This is a genomic window from Herbiconiux sp. UC225_62, assembly GCF_042694625.1.
Taxonomy (GTDB): Bacteria; Actinomycetota; Actinomycetes; order Actinomycetales; family Microbacteriaceae; genus Herbiconiux.
The window spans coordinates 3515581-3533900 of sequence record NZ_CP170551.1 but is presented as its reverse complement, the minus strand read 5'-3'; the positions used below and the strand labels follow the sequence as shown (position 1 = coordinate 3533900).

The following is an 18320-nucleotide window of genomic DNA, read 5'->3' as shown; positions in this document are numbered from 1 at the left end:
GTCCGAGCGGCCGCATCCACACCTCTATTGCACCATCTATAAGTGCCGCGTGGGCTCGATCATTCCGAAATCGCCCTAGAGCAGGCCCGCACGGTCCGGCACCTGCAGGTGGAGTTCGCGCAGCCAGCCGGCCGGATCGGGCCAGGCGCGTCCCGTGGGCAGAGCCCCGAGCATCCGCTGTACCGCCGCGGTGCTGGCCTCGACGGGCAGCACCCGGCTGGGAGCGATGGCGGCGAGCACGCCGAGCCACCACTGACTCTCGGCCTCGTCGATCTTCTCGGGGTCGAGCACCAGGTAGTAGTCGGGCAGCACCGATTCGCCGGCCGCGAAGGCGGTCAGCGCCGACTCGACCTCGACGCGCAGCACGCCGAGCGTCGACGGGTCGTCGAAGAATCCCCGCCAGGCCGCGGCCACCGCGGCCAATGGATCGAGGTCGTGCACCAGGAAGGGCCGACTGGCAGCCCCGAGCACCTCGCGCAGGGTCGGAGCACCCTCCTCGGTCAGCCGGAGCGCCTGCACGTTCGGCAGGCGCCCCAGCTCCCGCAGGATCGTGTCCGTGACCCCGCCGACCACAACGACGACGGTGCTTCCCGGTGAACGCATGCCTCCAGCCTAGGCTTCGGCGGCGGCGGCCTCCTCGAGCAGAATGGGCGCGGCGGTGGTGACGGCGTGGATGCCGAGGGTCGACGCGATCTCCATCACCTCGAGGATCTCCTGCGCGGTCGCCCCGTAGCCGATCGCGTTCTCGATGTGCAGCTTGAGCCCCTTCACATAGAGGTGCGTGGCCGCCGTGTCGAAGGCGATGTAGATGAGCTCCTTCACCTTTGGCTCCAATGTTCCGGTGCGCCAGGGCACCGAGGAGAAGTCGGTGTAGGCCGCGAAGAGCTCGGGATCGAGCTCGAGCATCTCGTCCCAGAACGCGTGCCAGTATCCGCGCGTGCGGGTGAAGTCGGCCTTGACCTCCTCCTGGTAGTCGGTGAGCTCGGCCGGCCCGGTGCGCAGCCCCTTTTCCTCCAGCACCTGCACGAGGATCGGCACCCCGATGTTCATCGCGTGGATGCCGAGGGTGGCGGTGCACTCCAGCACCTCCATGATCTCCTGCTTCGTCGCCCCGGCCGCCAACGCCGCCTTGATGTGCTGACGGATGCCGGGCTCGTAGAGATGCGTCGCGGCCGCGTCGACCGCGATGTACATGAACTCCTTCGTCTTGGTGTCGAGGTGGTTCTTGCGCCACGGCACCGCCGAGAACTCGAGGTACGACTTGAGGAACCCCGGGTCGAGCGTCAGGATCGCCTCCCACGAATCGCCCCAGGTGCCACGCACCTCGATGAACTCCTTCTTCAACTGCTCTTGCTCAGCACTGAGTGCCATGGTCTTCTCCTTCGAATGATCTGTGACAGACAGGGGAAGACCGTATGACCCGCCGGAGGCTACTCCGCTTCCGATTCGCGCAGACTGTGCAGGGCGGTGACGGAGGCCTTCCGCACGTGCTCCGCACACAGTCGGGACGCCTTCTCGGCGTCGCGGTCGGCGATGGCGGCGACCACGGCGCGGAGTTCCCGCACCACCTCGAGCGAACGGCCGGCCTCCGACAGGGAGGTCGCCCGCAGCACCTGCACGCGCGCCTGGATGCCCTCGAGCAGCTGCTGCAACGCCGCACTCCGCGCTCCCGCGATCAGGACGGTGTAGAACTTGTCCTTCGCGGCGAGGATCTCGCGGATGTCGTGCGAGTTGTCGGAGACCACGGCGAGGTCGTCGATGGTGGCACGGAGCCGCTCGATCTCCTCATCCGTCGCCCGCTCCACGAACCGTTGCGTCACGAGCGACTCGAGCGACGCCCGCACCTCGTAGAGGTCCACGGCGTCGGCGAGCGAGGGCGCACTGACCATGGCGCCGCGCTGTGGCACCACCGTCACGAGACCCTCGGAGGTCAGCTCGCGCAGGGCCTCGCGGATGGTGGTGCGCGAGACGCCGAGCTGCTCGATGAGCTCCCGTTCCACCAGGCGCTGCCCCGGCTTCAGCTGGAAGTCGAGGATCGCCTGCCGGAGGGCGGAGATCACCTGCTCGCGCAGGGGCGCCGACACCCGGCCCATGGGCTCGGCCGTCCAGGACGCAGCGAGGGAATTCGTCGGAGCCATGTCACCTACCGGTCTGCAATTGAACTACGGTCATACGATCTCAGATTCTACTGCTCGATGGCGCCTCCCTCGGCCGTTCGCACCCATTCGGCGATCCGCGTGTGGTCGGCGGCGGGGTCGAGATCGTCGGCCGCCCGCGCCCACAGGCCCACGGCATCCGCACCGAGCACGCTCGGTTTTCCGACCTGTTCGCCGAGCTGCACCGCGATGCGCATGTCTTTGAGCATCAGGCGCAGGCCGAACCCCGAGTCGAAGCTGCCGGGGAGGATGAAGTTCGGGTACTTGTTCTCGGTCGAGCCGCTTCGGCCGCTCGAGGAATTGAAGACTTCGAGCATCGTGGCCGGGTCGAGTCCGAAGCGCTCCCCCACCTCCATCGCCTCGGCAGTGATCCACAGATGGGTGGCCGAGAGCAGGTTGTTGAGCGCCTTGATGGCGTGCCCGGCGCCGATCCCGCCGGCCCGCACGACCCGACCCATCGGCGCGAGCACGGCAGCGGCTTCGTCGACGTCGGCGGGCTCGCCGCCCACCATGATGGTGAGACTGCCCTTGACCGCCCCGGAGACCCCGCCCGACACCGGCGCGTCGACGAGACGGATGCCGTCCTCGGCCAACTGGGCGGCCAGCGCCCGCGTGCGCAGCGGCTCGGAGGAGCTCATGTCGATCACCAGCGAGTCCGGCGCGAGCGACGCGGCGATGTCGCCGACCACCGCGGCCACGATGGTCGAATCCGGCAGCATGAGGATGACGATCCCGCTCCGCGCGGCCACCTCGCGGGCCGTCTCGACGGCGGTGGCACCGGCCGCGGCCGCCCGGGCACGTGCATCCGGAGACAGGTCCGAGGCCACGACCGTGTGACCCGCCGCCACCAGGTTGGTGACCATCGGCACGCCCATGTTGCCCAGGCCGATGAACCCGACCGTCACCGTGCCCGGCGCCTGCGTGCCGTCACTCGGCATTGTGGTGCTCCTTCACGACGCGGTCGGCGATCCGGAACGACTCGAGCGCCGCCGGCACCCCGACATAGATCGCGGTCTGCAGCAGCACCTCTTGGATCTCCCCGTCGGTCGCTCCGTTGTTCAGCGCCCCGCGCACGTGCACGGCGAGTTCGTGCGACCGGTTCAGGGCGGTCAGCATCGCGATGTTGATGAGGCTCCGGGTCTTGCGCGGCAACCCGTCGCTGGTCCAGACGATGCCCCAGCAGTACTCGGTGACGAGCTCCTGGATCGGTCGTGAGAACTCGCTCGTGGCACCCAGCGACGCGTCGACGTGGGCGGCCCCGAGCACCTCGCGGCGCACGTTCAATCCCTCCTCGAACGTGTCCTGATGGCTGTCGTTCTTGTCGATCATTGTTCGCTCCCCTCGGAGTCGCGGGACGGTTCGTATTCGTGGTCGGCCACCGGATGCTCCCAGCTCGTCGTGCCGAGGGAGATGGCGGTGTGCGAGAGGAAGGAGTCGGGCGAGGCACCGTGCCAGTGCCGCTCCCCCGGCGGAACCCAGACGGTGTCACCCACCCGCAGCACCTCGATCGGGCCGCCTTCGCTCTGCACCAGTCCGCGGCCGGCGAGCACCTGCAGGATCTGCCCGTTCTCGTGGCTGTGCCAGTGCGTGCGCGCACCCGGGGTGAACACGACCGTGTTGATCGTGACCCCGTCGGTCTGCGCCATCGTGACGTAGGGGAAGGCGGTTCCGGTGAACTGCGACCCCGGCTTCCCGGCGGTGCCGGCCTGCTCCTCGGGCGTGATGTGGATCATGCGTCCGTCCCTTCGTGCAGCCGGATGCCGCCGGAGACGTCTCCGATGGCATCCACCACGGTGTTGCTGATCTCGTCGGCGTAGCCGAGCGCGCGGGCGAGCCCGAAGCTGGCGACGGGCCCCGAGGAGTTGAGGCTGGCGACGCCGAGCTGTCCGAGCAGCTCGACGTAGAGCGTCACGTCCTTCAGCATCAGCGAATTCGTGAGCCCGCCCTTGAGGTAGTCGCCGTGGATGATCTTCGGGAAGCGGTTGACGGTGGCGAAATTCGTGCCCGAGCTCTTGTTGAACACGTCGAGCACGGTCTCGAGGTCGAGGCCCGCCTTCTTCGCCGCCACCATCACCTCCGCCGTGGCCGACAGGGCGATGGCGTTGAGGAAGTTGTTGAGGAGCTTCGTCGTGTGGCCGGCCCCGGATTCGCCGACGTGGAAGACGTTTGTGGCGAACAGGTCGAGCACGGGCCGCACCCGTTCGAGCGCATCGGCCTCGCCGCCGACCATGAGGGTCAGCTGTCCCTTCTCGGCCGCCGCCGCTCCCCCGGAGATCCCGGCGTCGAGGTAGACGACTCCGCGCTCGGCGAACCGGGCGTGCAGCTCGCGCGTCGAGGCCGGCGCCGAGGTGCTGAGATCCACCACCACCTGGCCGTCGCTCACGTGGGCGAGCACTCCGTCGTCGCCGAGCGTCACCGCCTCGACCACCCGGCTGTCCGGCAGGGAGAGCAGGATCACATCGCTTTCCGCCACGAGCTCGGCGACGGATGCCGCAGCCTGCGCCCCGGCCGCACCGATGTTCTCGGTCTTCGCGTCGAAGCCGAGCACCGTCCGCCCCTTGTCGACGATGCAGCGGGTCATCCGCCCGCCCATGTTGCCGAGTCCGATGAACCCGACCCTGTCCTCTGTCACTGCTCGTCCTTCGTCTCGGTTCCATAGAAGACGCGGTCGTGCGCCGCCGCGTCCCACGCTCCGGCGCCGCCCGAGGGCCGCACCGTGTTCACCACCGTCGCGCCGCCATCCGCCGACACGATCTGTCCGGTCACGTAGGCGGCGTCGTCGCTCAGCAGGAAGGCGGCGACGGCCGCGATCTCGTCGGCTGTTCCCGCGCGCCGCAATGGCGTCGTCGACGCGCGCGACTCCATGTCGTTCTTGCCGCCCGTCGTGGTGGCCGCCGCGGCGAAGAGCTCGGTGGGCACGATGCCGGGAGCGACCGCGTTGACCCGGATGCCCAGCGGGCCCCCGTAGACGGCCGCCCCGTGCACCAATCCGTTCACACCGTGCTTGGAGGTCTGGTAGGCGAGCAGGTCGGCGCTTCCGGTGAGACCCGCGATGGAGGCGGTCACCACGACCGCCCCCGTCGACTGCTGCGCGGCGTAGCGGCGGAAGGCCGCCCGGAGTCCGAGGAACTGCCCCCGCACGTTCACCGCCATCACGCGGTCGAACTCCTCCACCGTGAGGTCGGGGATGGGCGTGAAGGTGCCGAACACGCCGGCGTTGAGGTGGTGGAGGTCGATGCGCCCGAAGCGTTCGACGGCCGCCGCGACGTAGGCGTCGACATCCGTCTCGCTCGAGACATCCGCCCGCACGCCGATCGACTCGGTGGGCAGCGCCCGGGCGACCGCCGCAGCGGCCTCGCCGTCGATGTCGACCACCACCACGTTCGCGCCCTCGGCGGCGAGCCGAGTGGCGGAGGCGCGGCCCAGTCCGTTGGCGGCGCCGGTGACCACGGCCACGCGGCCGTCGAAGCGCCCGCTCACCGGTTCACCATCGCCGGTTCGCCGATGGTCACGACCAGGTCGGAGTCGCTCCGCCCGATCGCGCGGAACCGCTCGAGGGTGGCGGGGTCGTGCCCGGCCACCAGGTGATCCACCTCGCCGGCCTCGAGCATCGCCCGGATGCGGTCGAATCCCTCGTACATCGCGACCAACTCGGCCACCGAACTGAACGGCATGTCCTTCTCGTACTCCTCGTAGTAGTGGATGGCGTCACTCGCGAGCAGCACGACGCCGGCGGCCGTCGGCACCCGCACGACGCTCTGCCCCGGGGTGTGACCGCCGATCTCGATCATCTCGATGCCGGGCGCGATCTCGATCCGCTCGTCGAACGCGGTCACCCGGCCGGCATCGACCGCCGCGAAGAGCTCGGCCAGCTCGACGTCCTCGACCGAGTGGTGGAACTGCACGCGCTGGGCGTGGCGGCTCGACCAGAACTCCAGCTCCTTGCGTGCGATCACGATCGGCGACTCGCCGAAGTGCGCGAGGTTGCCGATGTGGTCGTAGTGCGCGTGGGTGATGAGCACGAGCGGCGCATTTTCGGGATGCACACCGAGGGAGGCGAAGAGCTCCGGCGGGTTCATCAGCAGGGTGCGCCCCCGGTTCTCGCCCCCCGCGATCGAGTACCCGGTGTCGACCACGATCTCCACGCCCTCGCCGCGCACCAGCCAGACGAAGTAGTCCATCCGGATGTCGTCGTCGGGCTCGTGGTAGAGCGCGTGGTTGAGGTACACCTCGCTGCGGCGCCCCACCCGGGTGCCGTAGCGCGCGATCGACACCTCGTATTGAGCGGTCGCCGGGTCGTTCGCCATCGTCACGCCAGCACGGTCGCGACGGCCGCTGCGGCATCGGGCGCCGCGGGGAACTTGGTGCGCACCCGGGCGTCGTGCCCGGGGATGATCGTGGCCCCGGTCTCCCGCGCCAGACGGTTGATGAAGCTGAGCCCCTTCTTCATCTCGTCGAGATCGGTGAAGGCGAAGAAGGGCCATTCGTGCTCGATCTGCTCATAGAAGTGGGCGGCGTCGACGGTGAGGATGAGCGACCCGTCCGCCGTCTGCACCCGGGTGAGCAGCTCGCCCGGGCAGTGCCCGCCGATCGGGTACACGGTGACACCGGGGAAGACCTCGGTCTCCTCGCTCACGAGCGTCAGCCGGCCCTCCGCTTCCGCGCGCTCGATCACCGCGAGATCCTCTGCGGTGGTGAACTCGCCCTCCAGGGCGTCGGCGGCCTTCTTGGCGAACCAGTAGTCGTATTCGGCCTGCCCCGACACCACCCGGGCGTTCGTGAAGAGGCCGAGGTAGCCGATGTGGTCGTAGTGGAAGTGGCTGGTGATCACCAGGTCGACATCGGCCGGGTCGATTCCCACCAGCGCCAGCCCCTCGGGGGTCGGCGTGACGCTGATCTCGCCCAGCCAGTCGCGCTTCGGGATGTCGTAACCGGTGTCGACCAGGATGATCGATTCGCCCTGGCGCAGTATCCAGAAGTTGTAGTCCATGTCGAGGTCGCCGTCGGGCACCCCGTACTGCTCGAAATCGTGGAAGACGTCACTCATCCGGACGACCCGTTCGCCGTACTTCACTTGCCAGACGGACAAAGTCGGCGCGTTCGCGGGCGGTGTGGACATGGTCGAAACTCCTTCGTTTTGCACCATTCGGTAGTTGCTTGTCTGACTATAGGATTGTCATACGAAACACGTCAAGCTCTTGACACTGCGCGGCGTTCGTCTCATACAATGCCAATTATTGTCATACAGTCACACACATCACCATGACAATGTCTCTCCATTCACAGTCAACGAACGACGAAAGTGCGAACGCAATGAAGCGATTGGCAATGACGGCCCTGGTGGCCGCGGCGGCTGTGCTGCTCACAGCCTGTTCGAGCGGGGCACCGGCGGAGAACACCTCCTCGGGTTCAGCGGGAGGCGAGACCCTCGGGGTCGTCGCCTACATCGGTACCAACGCGATCAACCTCCAGGCCATCCGCGGAGCGACGGAAGTCGCCGAGAAGGCCGGGTGGACGGTCAACGTCACGGACACCCAGGGTAACGCCGACCAGGCGAACGCCGCGATCACGAGCTACGCCACGCAGGGGGTCGGCGGCATCCTGGTGCTCGTCTACCCGGCCACCGCACTCGGTGCCGGCCTCGCCTCGGCGAAGGCCGCCGACGTGCCCGTGGCGATCTGGGGCGGCGGGCTCGCCGACGGCGTCATCGCCACCACCAGCAACGAGGCGGTCGGTGCCGCATCGGCCCAAGCCCTGGTGGAGTCGATGGGCGACGAAGGCGACCTGCTCGCCCTGACCTTCCACCCCGGCAAGCTCTGTCTCGACCATCAGACCGAGTTCGACAACGCGGTGAAGAAGGTACCGGGCCTGAACATCACGTACAACGAGGTGGTCGTGCCGGGTCAGCAGACCTCTGCGGCGAACTTCACCACGGCCTGGCTCGCCAACCACCCGGCCGGCCAGGGCAATTACGGCATCTGGACCTGCTGGGACGAGCCGATGGAGGGCATCATCTCCGCACTCGACCAGGCCGGCCGAACCGACGTGAAGACCTTCAGCACCAACGGCAGCGCGCCGGGCATCCTCGACGTGCAGGCCGGCAAGGTCACCTCGGTGGTCTGGCAGCCCTCCGAAGACGAGGGCGCCGCTCTCATGCAGGCCATCCTCGACTGGCACGCCGACTCCACCGACTGGGAGCCGCAGACCATCAAGATCGACGGCGTCGTCGTCGACTCCTCCAACGTCGAGGAGTTCATCTCCGAGCACCCCGACGCCATCAAGTAGCTCTTGCAACTCCCTCCCCCGCATTACCCACACAGAGAGGTGTGAACGATGAAGAAGAAGTTCGCCCTGATCGCACTCGCGACGACGGCCGTGCTGTCGCTCGCGGCGTGCAGTACGTCATCCGGAACAGCATCGACCGACGGGGCCGACGGCGGTGACGGTGCCCAGAAGACGCTGGGCATCGTCGCCCTCGTCGCCACCGACGCCCTGAACGCCGCCGTCATCGAGGGCGCGACGGATGCCGCGGAGGCGGCCGGCTGGAAGGTCACCGTCACCGACACCCAGGGTTCGCCCGACAAGGCGAACGCGGCCATGACCGCGTTCTCCACCACGCAGAAGGTGGATGCGATCCTCGTCTCCGCGTTCGCCTCGACCTCGATCGGCGCCGGCCTCCAGTCGGCGATCGCCGCGGGCGTGCCGGTCGTCAGCTGGGGCGGTGAACTGGTCGACGGCATCGTGGCCACCACGAGCGCGCTCAAGGTGGGCGAGGACTCGGTCGACGCCATGCTCGACGACTTCGGCACAAAGGGCGACGTGCTCGCCCTGACCTATCACACCGGCGTGCTGTGCCTGTATCGGGGCATGGCGTTCGACGAGGCGATGGGCAAGCAATCGGGTGTCACCGTCGTGAGCAACGAGGTGGCGATCCCCGGTCAGGTCGAAGACGGCACCGCCTTCACCGCCGCGTGGCTCGCCAGCCACCCGGCCGACGGCACTCCGCTCGCGGTCTGGGGCGCGTGGGACGAACCGGGCATGGGTGCCATCGCGGCCCTCAAGCAGGCCGGTCGCGACGACGTGAAGGTCTACTCGATCAACGGCAGCCCCGCCGCCCTGCAGGCCGTGAAAGACGGCACGATGACGCAGATCATCTGGCAGGACGGCTACACCGAGGGCCAGGAGCTGTTCCAGGCCGTACTCGACTCCGAGGCGGCCGGCGACTCCTGGGAGTCGAAGACCATCGACGTGCCGGGCGTGCTCGTCGACTCCTCCACCATCGACCAGTTCCTGACCGACCACCCGGATGCGCTGAGCTGACATGACGACGACCGACGACGCCTGGTTGCAGATCCATGGCCTCAGCAAGCAGTTCGGCGGGGCTCACGCCCTGCGTGACGTCGACGTCGACATCCACGCCGGCGAGGTGCACGGACTTGTCGGCGCGAACGGCGCCGGCAAGTCCACCCTCATCCGCTGCCTCGCCGGAGTGACCACGCCCGATACGGGAACGATCACGCTCGCGGGCGAGGAGATCTCGATCTCCTCGCCCCGCGACGCGGAGAAGGCGGGGCTCGCCTTCATCCACCAGGAACTCAACCTGGTGCCGCACTTCACCGCCATCGAGAACATCCTGCTCGGGGCGCCGAAGGAGAAGCGCCTGGGCATGATCGACTGGAAGCGGTCGCGCCGGCTCGCCCGCGAGGCGGCCGACCGCATCGGCGTGGGCTTTTCGCTCGACCGCCGGGTCGACGAGCTGAGCGTGGCCGAGCAGTGGCTCGTGATGATCTCGAAGGCGCTCGTGCGCAACTCCTCGATGATCGCCATGGACGAGCCGACGGCCTCGCTCTCCGACCAGGAGAGCAACGACCTCTTCCGGGTGACACGCGACCTCGCGGCGTCGGGGGTGGCCATCCTCTACGTCTCCCACCGTCTCGACGAGGTGCTCGAACTCTCCGACCGCATCACGGTCTTCCGCGACGGCCGGGTCACCGACCGCGCCGTGCGCGGCCAGCTCGACAAGGCCGGCCTGATCCGCGCGATCGTGGGGCAGGACGTCGAGAAGCCGTCGCGAGAGCGCCACTCCGGCGTCGACCGCACGGCCACGGCGCTCTTCAGCGCCCGGAACGTGGCCGGGGCACCGCGGGTGCGCGACGTGTCGTTCGAGCTCTACCGGGGCGAGGTCCTCGGCATCGGCGGGCTCGTCGGAGCCGGCCGGTCCGAGCTCGCGAAGCTGGCCTTCGGCGCCGGCAAGCTCGACGCCGGCGAGTTCCAGCTCGGGGGCACCACCCTCAAGCCGGGCTCGATCCCGCGCGCCGTCGCGAGCGGGGTCGGTCTGGTTCCCGAGGAGCGGCGATCCGAGGGTTTGATGCTCGACAAGTCCGTGGCCTACAACATGAACATCGCGGTGCTGAAGCAGTTGCGCAGCGTGCCGAGCCTCCCGTTCGTCTCGGGCGGCAAGTCGCGCGCCCGCGCTCAGCGCCTGATCGAGCAGCTGAGCATCAAGACCCCGTCGCCGGCGCAGACCATCGGCAGTCTCTCCGGCGGCAACCAGCAGAAGGCGTTGATCGCCCGGTGGCTCACCCCCGACGTGAAGGTGCTGTTCTTCGACGAACCCTCCCGCGGCGTCGACATCGGCGCCCGGCACGAGATCCACGAGGCCATCCGCTCCCTCGCGGCCGATGGCATCGGCACCATCGTCATCTCCTCCGACGTGGAGGAGCTCGCGGTGCTCTGCGACCGCATCGTGGTGATGTGCGAGGGCGTCGTGAGCGGGGAACTCGTCGGCGACGAGATCTCCGAGAAACGCATCATCGAGCTGAGCTACGCCCACCTGCATTCCCCCGATCCTGACCCTCTCGAAGGAGAAGTCGCATGAGCACCACCGTCGCCCCCACCGGCCCGGCACGATCCGTCCCACCCGCCGAACCGAAGCAGCGGAAGAGCTCCAAGCGCGTCGCGCTCGTGATCCTCTCGCGCTACGGCACGCTCATCGGGCTCGGGCTCATGATCATCGGGTTCACGATCAAGGCGCCCACCACCTTCCTGACGCTGCCGAACTTCCTCAACATCCTCAACCAGTCCTCCCTCACCGCGATCATCGCGGCGGGGCTGACGATGACGCTGGTGGTCGGCGAGTTCGACCTGTCGATCGGCTACGTGGCGAGTTTCGCGGGGCTGCTCGTGGTGGGCTTCATCGCCCGTGACGGGATGCCGGTGCTCGTCGGCGTGCCGCTGGTACTCCTGATCGGCGCGGTCATCGGTGCCACGAACGGGGTGCTGGTCACGAAAGTGCGGATCAACGCGGTGATCGCGACGCTCGGCGTCGGAACGGTGCTCGTGGGCCTCGGCTTCGCCTACAGCGCGTTCCCGATCGCCGCGGGCGTGCCGCAGGAGTTCATCCAGATCGCCCTCTCCCGTCTGATCCTGGGAGTCCCGAACCCGATCTTCATCATGCTGATCGTGCTCGCCATCCTGTGGGTCATCCTCAACAAGACCGATCTCGGGCAGAAGATGCAGGCCGTGGGCGGCAACATCGAGGCGGCACGGCTCTCGGGCATCCGGGTCGACCGGGTGAAGATCTTCGCCTTCGCCACCGCCGGGGTGTGCGCCGCCATCACCGGCACGCTGCTCTCCTCCACCCTGGGCAGCGGCACCCTGGCCGCCGCCGACGGCTACCTGCTCGACGCCTTCGCCGCGGTCTTCCTCGGATCGGCGACGCTCCGCGACGGCGAGTTCCACATCGTCGGAACCCTCGTCGGTGTGCTCATCATCGCGGTCGGCTTCAACGGTCTCAGCATCTTCGGGGCGCCCACGTGGTTCCAGCCGATCTTCAAGGGCGCGATCCTCATCCTCGCGGTCGGCCTCTCCACGCTCGCCCGTCGCTACGCCAAAGAATAACGAAAGGAACCACACCATGGATCGACTCGCCGACAAGGTCGCGATCATCACCGGAGCCGCTCGCGGCCAGGGCCGCGCGATGGCCGAGCTGTTCGTCAAGGAGGGTGCGACGGTCGTGGCGGCCGACGTGCTAGAACCCGCCGACCCCCAGGGATCGGGCGCCGGCATCGACTTCGTGACGATGGATGTCACGAAGGAGGCCGAGTGGGACCGCGTCGTCTCCGAGACCGTGCAGAAGTACGGCAAGCTCGACATCCTCGTCAACAACGCCGCGATCATCACCTACGAGCCCATCCTCGATACCACCCCTGAGATCTGGGACCGGATCATGGACGTCGATCTCAAGGCGCTCTACCTCGGCATGCGCGCGGCGCTCCCCCACCTGATCGCCACCGGCAACGGCGCCATCGTGAACGTCTCGTCGATCTGGGGGCTCGCGGCCGTGCCGAGCGCGCACGCCTATCACGCGGCCAAGGGCGCCATCCTCAACATGACGAAGAACGTGGCCGCGGCGCACGGGCCCGACGGCGTGCGGGCGAACTCGCTGCACCCGGGATACATCCTGTCGCCGATGAACGAGGACCAGGCCGACGACATCAACGCCGCCCTCATCGCCGGGACGCTCCTCAAGCGCCCGGGTGTGCCGGCGGAGACCGCTGCGGCCGTACTCTTCCTGGCCAGCGACGAGGCGAGCTACATCACGGGCACCTCGCTCGTGGTCGACGGCGGGTACCTGGCGCCGTAGGGCGGCGTCACGCGCGCGATGCCGGAGGGCGGTGTCGCGCACGCGGGGCTGCGGGACCTCTCCCCCACAGCCCCGCTGAACCGTGTGCGTTAGGCAGCGTCGGCCGGGAACTCGACCGGGAAGGCCTCGCCGAAGTCGGCCGAGCGGCTCACCAGCCGCCACTCCACGTCTTCGGCCAGCAGGCGACGATCCTGCGCGATCGACATCTCGGCCGCGTTGACGCCGAGCGGCAGGTGATAGGGCACGTTCCGGCGCTTGGCCACCTGCACCAGGATCGCGGCCGCGCGGTCGGGATCGCCGGCCGGCCCGTCGGTGCTCTGGCGCATCCGGGCGTTCATGGCGCCGACGGTCTGCTCATAGCCGTCTCCGGGCTCGTGCACCGTCATCGAGGAGCCCGCCCAGTCGGTGGCGAACCCGCTCGGCTCGACCACGAGAACCCGGATGCCGAACGGCGCCGTCTCGACCTGGAGCACGCGACTGAAGCCGTCGATGGCGAACTTCGCGGCCTGGTACGACGCGATGCCGGGCGACCCGCCCACCCGTCCGCCGACCGAGGAGAACTGCATGATCAGTCCGCCACCCTGCGCGCGGAGCACGGGGATGGCCGCCTTCGAGACGTTGTAGACGCCCCAGAAGTTGGTCTCGAACTGGGTGCGGAAGTCGTCATCGGCGGTGTGTTCGATCGGCGAGACGTTGGCGTACCCGGCGTTGTTGACGATGACGTCGAGGCGGCCGAAGCGCTCGACGCCCTGAGCGACGGCGGCGCGGGCCTGCTCGGTGTCGGTGACGTCGAGGGCCACGGGAAGGATGCGGTCGCCGTACTTCTCCGCGAGGTCGGCGAGCTGCTCGGGGCGACGCGCCGTGGCGACGACCCGGTCGCCGGCCTCGAGGGCGGCGGAGACGAGGGAGCGGCCGAAGCCGCGGGAGGAACCGGTGATGAACCATATCTGTTCTGACATGGCAGTTAGTAAAACACTGTTTTGGTATTAATGCAACCGCGTTGCGCTATGATGGAGTCATGACCACGCCGACCACCGATTTCCAGCGCGCACGGAGCGCCGACGCGAAGCAGCGACGTGAGGTGGCGATCCTGGATGCTGCCCGTCGGCTGGGCGCGGCGCGCGGCATCCGCACCGTCACGCTGACCGACATCGCAGAGGCCGTCGGCATGCACAAGTCGGCCCTGCTGCGGTACTTCGAGACGCGCGAGCAGATCTTCCTGCGGTTGACGGCGCAGGATTGGCGGGAGTGGGGCCCTGCGCTGCGGGCGTCGCTCGATGGCTCCGAGGACGCATCGCCCGCCGCGATCGGGACGATCGTGGCGGCGTCGCTGGCCGCGCGCCCGATGTTCTGCGACCTTCTCGCCCAGGCGCCGCTCAATCTCGAGCGCAACGTCTCGCTCGAGTCCGTGCGGGAGTTCAAGCTCGTCACGCTCGAGGAGGTCGCGGCGCTCACGGAGGTTCTGCAGCGCCTCCGGCCCGGCCTCACCCCCGAGCAGACGATCGATCTGATCGCGGCCGCCACCTCGCTCTCCGGCGCCTACTGGCAGATGGCGACGCCCGGGCCCGAGGTGGAAAAGCTCTATCGCAGCGATCCGCGCCTCGCGCACGCAGTGGTCGACGTGGAGCCGCGCGTGGCTCGAACCCTGGCGGCGATGCTGGAGGGGTTCGAACGGCTATGAGTTCGAACTCTGGCGGCGATGCTGGAGGGTTTCGAACGGCTATGAGTCCCGCGCCCGGATCTCCCGGTCGATCAGCGGCATGAGCCATTCGAAACGGATCGCGAGGTCTTCGTTGACGTCCAAACGCACCCAGATCTCCTCCACCGTGTCCCGGAGCCCGTGGAGGTCTCCGGTCGAGATGGCGCTGAGGTCGAGACTCGCGTAGCTGGCTTCCGTCGCCAATGACACGAACTCGGGCTTGATCATCGGTACTCCGTCGTTCCGTCGATCCCCGTGGATGCACCCACCCTACGTCCGGAGGCGGCTCGACTTCTACGCCCGGAGCCGACCGGGCGTCCGCTGTCAATCCCGTGCCGTCACCCCGCGAGGAGCGTAGACAGAGAGCATGACTACGACAATCGACCGTGCCACGAAAGCCCCCACCGACGCCGGAGCGAAGACCACCCGTCGACAGAACGCCGAGCGCGGCTTCAAGGCCTCCAAGGAGCTCACCGACAATCTGCAGAAGGTGCTCGTCGACCTGATCGAGCTGCACCTGCAGGGCAAGCAGGCGCACTGGAACGTGGTGGGAAAGAACTTCCGCGACCTGCACCTGCAGCTCGACGAGATCATCGACGCCGCTCGCGAGTTCAGCGACGTCATCGCCGAACGCCTGCGCGCCCTGCACGCCGTACCGGACGGCCGCAGCGACACCGTGGCCGCCACCACGACCCTGCCCGAGTACCCGAACGGCGAGATCGACACGGCCGTCACGGTCGACCTCATCACGGTGCGTCTCGAAGCCGTCGTGGGAACGATGCGCGAGGTGCACGACGAGGTCGACGAGGCCGACCCCACGAGCGCCGACCTCCTGCACGCCGTCATCGAGAAGCTGGAGCAGTACGCCTGGATGGTGAGCGCCGAGAACCGCGCGCCTGCCAAGCGCAGCTAACCGGGGCGGTTCCCGCTGTCCGCTCCGCCGGCGCTGCCCGTTCCGCCCGCGGAGCGGGCTCGGATGAGGTCGGCCACGGTCACCCGATGCGGCCGGTCGGGCAGCTGGTCGGCGGTCAGCCCGTCGACCAGCACCGCGGGGTTGAGGTTGAGGGCGTCGGCGATGCGCAGGATCGTCACGAAGGTGGGGTTGCTCTCACCGCGCTCGACTCGGCCGATGTTCGTGAAATGCACGCCGGACAATTCGGCGAGATCCCACTGGCTGATCGCGAATCGGAGCCGTTCGTCGCGGATGCGTTCACCCAGTACGCGCGCCGCTTCGGATCGGACAGAGCTCACACCACATGTCTAACCACCTGAAGCACAAGCAGCCAGAGCGCACACACCAACCGCTTTCGCGCTCATAGCGTAAATGCTTCCACCCTGCTCCTCCCGCGGCGATCGAGCAGGTTTGGAGAAGGGTCAGGTCGCGGAGATCAGTATGTTGGACGCGTGGCCGCACACGCGGACCAGCGAAAGGACTGTTGACATGTCGTACGCCGTGGACTTCACCACCGTCTCCCCGATCGGCCTGGAATCATCTCCGGTGGTCGACGCGCTCGCCGGACTGCGCGCGAACGAAGCGCGGTACTTCAAGAACAAATACGACCACGTCTTCACGGTCGAGCCCGCGAGCGAAGCCACCGAGACCGTCGACTGGGTGCACGGCATCCTGAAGGACGAACGTGACATCGTCATCGCCTCTCCCCCGCTCGAGGCGACCGAGTTCGAGGTCGACGGCGTGCGCTGGGCCTACGTCTTCTACCAGAGCGGACTCTCGATCAACGTGCTGTACTCCCTCGACGACGCCGGGAAGCGCGCGGTGGGGTTCAAACTCTCCGACGGCATGGAGATACCCGAGGAACTCGTCTCCCGGTTCAAGTTCGCCCGCCAGAAGTCGAAGCTCGCCGGCACCATCCGCGGGTCGTACTTCACCATCAAAGGTGAGCACTGAACTACTCGGAGGACCAACAGAAAAGGCCCCGCCTGATGGCGGAGCCTTTTCTCTTTTGTTGCGGGGACAGGATTTGAACCTGCGACCTCTGGGTTATGAGCCCAGCGAGCTACCGAACTGCTCCACCCCGCGGCACAAGAAATAACACTACCACGGGTTCGGACACCTCGCGTTCACATCGACGGGAAGGTCTCCCGGATGCGCTCGACATCTGCCGTGGAAATACCGGCCTGATCGGCGAATCCTGCCCATTGGGCGACCGCGTCCGAAACCTCCGAGATCACGTCGAAGCGGTGCGGCACCTGGAACCGGTCGGCCACCACGAGCAGGTCGTCCCGCGTGATCTCGCCGAAACTGCCGTTCACCGACATGAGGTGCTGGTAGGTCCACTGCCCGCTCGGATTGAAGGCGTACGTCACGTCGTAGGCGGGCGCCAGGCGCCATCCCCCACCGCTCGCCGGCGGGTCGAGCAGGAACGAGAAGTTCTTGGTGTGGTCGTCGCAGTTGCGGGCGAGCACGTTGAACACCATCCGCCGGAAAGCCTCGGTGCGCGCGTCATCCCCCAGGCCCAGGTTCGCGATGGCCTGGAAGTACTGCGCGTAGTCATGGGTGGCGCGCTGCTTGTAGTCGAGCTCGGCCATCGCGCAGAGCGTCTGCAGGTGGATCTTCTCATGGGCCTCGTCGCCCGCCATCCGGTCGAAACGCTTGGTCATGAAGTGTGCCCGACCGTTCTCCTCGAGCAGCCGCGACGGGGACATCTCGATTCCGGCGGCCGTGGCCATCAGGTAATAGGCGTACTCGATTCGCCCGTAGCCGGCCGAGCTCCCGAGCTCGGTGTCGCGGCCCACCCCGTCGAGCTTGATCATCCACTGCTCGAACCCCTGCTCGGCCGGCAGTTGACCCGAGCGCACCTCGCCGGTACCCGGATTCCAGGCGATGATCGCCTTCGCGCGGGCCCCGCCCGCCGAGGTACCCACCTGGATCAGGTTCGCGAGGGCGGCCGCCGACTCCCGGTCGCCTTCGATGCGTCCGGAGAGCGCGCCGCGGGCGCCGACGACGAGCTCGGAGAGCTCGAGGGCGGTCGGCTTCCGCCGCTGCGGGCCCCGCGTGGGGCGGAACTCGAGCGCGCCCATCCCCCGGCGCCCGAGGTAGGCCAGTCGGTCCAGTGCCGTGATCGACCGGCGATCGACACCCTGCGACGCGAGATAGGCGGTGACGAGCGCGTTGCCGAAGTCGTCGGGGAGCGCGTCGGCGACGAAGGGAGGCAGGCGATGGAAGGTGGGTTCCGGAAGGCCGGGGTAGACCTGCACCCGCTCGGACAACGGGGTGCTCAGCGGAGCGAGCTCGATGCCGCCCTCGATCCACCCCGGGTCGTACTCGAAGGCGAAGTATCCCGAGTTCGGATCGAGCGCGATCGCTCCGACGAGACGATCCCACGCGCGGACCTCGATCACGGAGACGGGCGTGTAGGCCATCAGCGGGCCCCTCCGTCGATGTCTCCGCCGAAGGTGGGGCGGTCGGCGCGACGGGGCCGCGAGGCCCTCTGCGGGGTGGTGTCTCGCCGCTCCTGGGCGAGCATCCGGAGCGGACTGACCGCCACCGCCGGCTGGAGGGCGTCGAACCAGTCGCTCCGGCCGAGGGCGCGCACCACGCGCACCAGGGTGGCGACACTCGACCCGCGCCCGTTCTCGAGGTTCTTCACGGTGCGCAGGCTCACACCGGCTCGCTCCGCCACCGCGGCCTGATCGAGGTTCCTCGAGAGGCGCAGCGAGCGGATGCGCGCGCCCAAGCGCTCCTCGGCCTCTTCCGTCGTGATCGAATCCGTCAGACGCGCTCTCGAATCTCCCGTTTCCATAGGTGCATTATCCTGCACTTTAGACGGAAAATCCACTATTAGGTGCAATAAATTGCCCT

At 68.0% G+C, this 18320-nt stretch carries 23 protein-coding genes and 1 tRNA gene; 8 read left to right on the top strand and 16 right to left on the bottom strand.

Annotated elements, in window-relative coordinates; translation table 11 throughout:
- Positions 1 to 75: 75 nt before the first annotated feature.
- From ACFJGU_RS17275 to ACFJGU_RS17230, 10 genes are read right to left on the bottom strand one after another with little or no spacing between them, the layout of a single operon-like run.
- Positions 76 to 603, bottom strand: coding sequence for a hypothetical protein (locus ACFJGU_RS17275; protein ID WP_382305041.1), 528 nt, complete (start codon positions 601 to 603; stop codon positions 76 to 78).
- 9 nt (positions 604 to 612) lie between these two features.
- Positions 613 to 1371 carry a carboxymuconolactone decarboxylase family protein gene (locus tag ACFJGU_RS17270; RefSeq protein ID WP_382305039.1) on the bottom strand — a complete coding sequence of 253 codons (759 nt, stop codon included), beginning with the start codon at positions 1369 to 1371 and terminating at the stop codon, positions 613 to 615.
- Positions 1372 to 1430: 59 nt separating this feature from the next.
- Positions 1431 to 2138, bottom strand: a complete 708-nt coding sequence (locus tag ACFJGU_RS17265) for a GntR family transcriptional regulator (RefSeq protein ID WP_382305037.1) — start codon at positions 2136 to 2138, stop codon at positions 1431 to 1433.
- A 47-nt stretch (positions 2139 to 2185) separates the two neighbouring features.
- Positions 2186 to 3094: an NAD(P)-dependent oxidoreductase gene (locus tag ACFJGU_RS17260; RefSeq protein WP_382305035.1), complete on the bottom strand. Its 909-nt coding sequence runs from the start codon at positions 3092 to 3094 to the stop codon at positions 2186 to 2188.
- Positions 3084 to 3485, bottom strand: a complete 402-nt coding sequence (locus ACFJGU_RS17255; protein ID WP_382305033.1) for a carboxymuconolactone decarboxylase family protein — start codon at positions 3483 to 3485, stop codon at positions 3084 to 3086. The genes ACFJGU_RS17260 and ACFJGU_RS17255 overlap by 11 nt, the downstream gene beginning before the upstream one ends.
- On the bottom strand, positions 3482 to 3889 hold the full coding sequence (locus tag ACFJGU_RS17250; RefSeq protein ID WP_382305031.1) for a cupin domain-containing protein: 408 nt from the start codon (positions 3887 to 3889) through the stop codon (positions 3482 to 3484). The genes ACFJGU_RS17255 and ACFJGU_RS17250 overlap by 4 nt, the downstream gene beginning before the upstream one ends.
- Entirely contained in the window at positions 3886 to 4788 is a 903-nt protein-coding gene (locus tag ACFJGU_RS17245) for an NAD(P)-dependent oxidoreductase (protein ID WP_382305029.1), read from the bottom strand. The genes ACFJGU_RS17250 and ACFJGU_RS17245 overlap by 4 nt, the downstream gene beginning before the upstream one ends.
- Positions 4785 to 5636: an SDR family NAD(P)-dependent oxidoreductase gene (locus tag ACFJGU_RS17240; protein ID WP_382305027.1), complete on the bottom strand. Its 852-nt coding sequence runs from the start codon at positions 5634 to 5636 to the stop codon at positions 4785 to 4787. The genes ACFJGU_RS17245 and ACFJGU_RS17240 overlap by 4 nt, the downstream gene beginning before the upstream one ends.
- Complete coding sequence (locus ACFJGU_RS17235; protein ID WP_382310419.1) at positions 5633 to 6463, bottom strand: N-acyl homoserine lactonase family protein; 831 nt, start codon at positions 6461 to 6463, stop codon at positions 5633 to 5635. The genes ACFJGU_RS17240 and ACFJGU_RS17235 overlap by 4 nt, the downstream gene beginning before the upstream one ends.
- Positions 6464 to 6465: 2 nt before the next feature.
- Entirely contained in the window at positions 6466 to 7275 is an 810-nt protein-coding gene (locus ACFJGU_RS17230; protein ID WP_382305025.1) for an N-acyl homoserine lactonase family protein, read from the bottom strand.
- A 194-nt stretch (positions 7276 to 7469) separates the two neighbouring features.
- Here ACFJGU_RS17230 and ACFJGU_RS17225 point away from each other — a divergent pair, with 194 nt between their 5' ends.
- The 5 genes from ACFJGU_RS17225 to ACFJGU_RS17205 are packed head-to-tail and all read left to right on the top strand — an operon-like array spanning position 7470 to position 12801.
- Positions 7470 to 8441 (top strand): sugar ABC transporter substrate-binding protein, encoded by a 972-nt coding sequence (locus ACFJGU_RS17225; RefSeq protein WP_382305023.1) that lies wholly within the window; start codon positions 7470 to 7472, stop codon positions 8439 to 8441.
- A gap of 48 nt (positions 8442 to 8489) precedes the next feature.
- Complete coding sequence (locus ACFJGU_RS17220) at positions 8490 to 9476, top strand: sugar ABC transporter substrate-binding protein (RefSeq protein WP_382305021.1); 987 nt, start codon at positions 8490 to 8492, stop codon at positions 9474 to 9476.
- 1 nt (position 9477) lies between these two features.
- The gene (locus ACFJGU_RS17215; protein ID WP_382305019.1) at positions 9478 to 11034 is read left to right on the top strand and encodes a sugar ABC transporter ATP-binding protein; all 1557 of its coding nucleotides are present in this window, start codon (positions 9478 to 9480) and stop codon (positions 11032 to 11034) included.
- A complete protein-coding gene (locus tag ACFJGU_RS17210; protein ID WP_382305017.1) occupies positions 11031 to 12056 on the top strand; it encodes an ABC transporter permease in 1026 nt (341 codons plus the stop codon). The genes ACFJGU_RS17215 and ACFJGU_RS17210 overlap by 4 nt, the downstream gene beginning before the upstream one ends.
- Before the next feature lie 16 nt (positions 12057 to 12072).
- Positions 12073 to 12801 (top strand): SDR family NAD(P)-dependent oxidoreductase, encoded by a 729-nt coding sequence (locus tag ACFJGU_RS17205; RefSeq protein ID WP_382305015.1) that lies wholly within the window; start codon positions 12073 to 12075, stop codon positions 12799 to 12801.
- Positions 12802 to 12890: 89 nt separating this feature from the next.
- Here the strand turns inward: ACFJGU_RS17205 and ACFJGU_RS17200 are convergent, their stop codons facing one another.
- On the bottom strand, positions 12891 to 13760 hold the full coding sequence (locus ACFJGU_RS17200) for an SDR family NAD(P)-dependent oxidoreductase (RefSeq protein WP_382305014.1): 870 nt from the start codon (positions 13758 to 13760) through the stop codon (positions 12891 to 12893).
- A 59-nt stretch (positions 13761 to 13819) separates the two neighbouring features.
- Between ACFJGU_RS17200 and ACFJGU_RS17195 the strand changes: the two genes are divergently transcribed.
- A complete protein-coding gene (locus ACFJGU_RS17195; RefSeq protein WP_382305012.1) occupies positions 13820 to 14482 on the top strand; it encodes a TetR family transcriptional regulator in 663 nt (220 codons plus the stop codon).
- Between the two features lie 39 nt (positions 14483 to 14521).
- Here the strand turns inward: ACFJGU_RS17195 and ACFJGU_RS17190 are convergent, their stop codons facing one another.
- Positions 14522 to 14728, bottom strand: coding sequence for a hypothetical protein (locus tag ACFJGU_RS17190; protein ID WP_382305010.1), 207 nt, complete (start codon positions 14726 to 14728; stop codon positions 14522 to 14524).
- 139 nt (positions 14729 to 14867) lie between these two features.
- Between ACFJGU_RS17190 and ACFJGU_RS17185 the strand changes: the two genes are divergently transcribed.
- Complete coding sequence (locus ACFJGU_RS17185) at positions 14868 to 15413, top strand: Dps family protein (protein WP_382305008.1); 546 nt, start codon at positions 14868 to 14870, stop codon at positions 15411 to 15413.
- Here the strand turns inward: ACFJGU_RS17185 and ACFJGU_RS17180 are convergent.
- Positions 15410 to 15751: a helix-turn-helix domain-containing protein gene (locus ACFJGU_RS17180; RefSeq protein WP_382305006.1), complete on the bottom strand. Its 342-nt coding sequence runs from the start codon at positions 15749 to 15751 to the stop codon at positions 15410 to 15412. The two genes, ACFJGU_RS17185 and ACFJGU_RS17180, sit on opposite strands and share 4 nt — an antisense overlap.
- A gap of 190 nt (positions 15752 to 15941) precedes the next feature.
- On the opposite strand from ACFJGU_RS17180, the gene ACFJGU_RS17175 reads away from it, so the two are divergent.
- Positions 15942 to 16406 (top strand): phage tail protein, encoded by a 465-nt coding sequence (locus tag ACFJGU_RS17175; RefSeq protein WP_382305004.1) that lies wholly within the window; start codon positions 15942 to 15944, stop codon positions 16404 to 16406.
- A gap of 58 nt (positions 16407 to 16464) precedes the next feature.
- Here ACFJGU_RS17175 and ACFJGU_RS17170 read toward each other — a convergent pair.
- The 3 genes from ACFJGU_RS17170 to ACFJGU_RS17160 all read right to left on the bottom strand — a co-directional run bounded on the left by ACFJGU_RS17170 (position 16465) and on the right by ACFJGU_RS17160 (position 18261).
- A tRNA-Met gene (locus tag ACFJGU_RS17170) sits at positions 16465 to 16538 on the bottom strand.
- A gap of 41 nt (positions 16539 to 16579) precedes the next feature.
- Positions 16580 to 17881, bottom strand: coding sequence for a type II toxin-antitoxin system HipA family toxin (locus ACFJGU_RS17165; protein WP_382305003.1), 1302 nt, complete (start codon positions 17879 to 17881; stop codon positions 16580 to 16582).
- Positions 17881 to 18261, bottom strand: coding sequence for a helix-turn-helix transcriptional regulator (locus tag ACFJGU_RS17160; RefSeq protein WP_382305001.1), 381 nt, complete (start codon positions 18259 to 18261; stop codon positions 17881 to 17883). The genes ACFJGU_RS17165 and ACFJGU_RS17160 overlap by 1 nt, the downstream gene beginning before the upstream one ends.
- Positions 18262 to 18320: the final 59 nt, after the last annotated feature.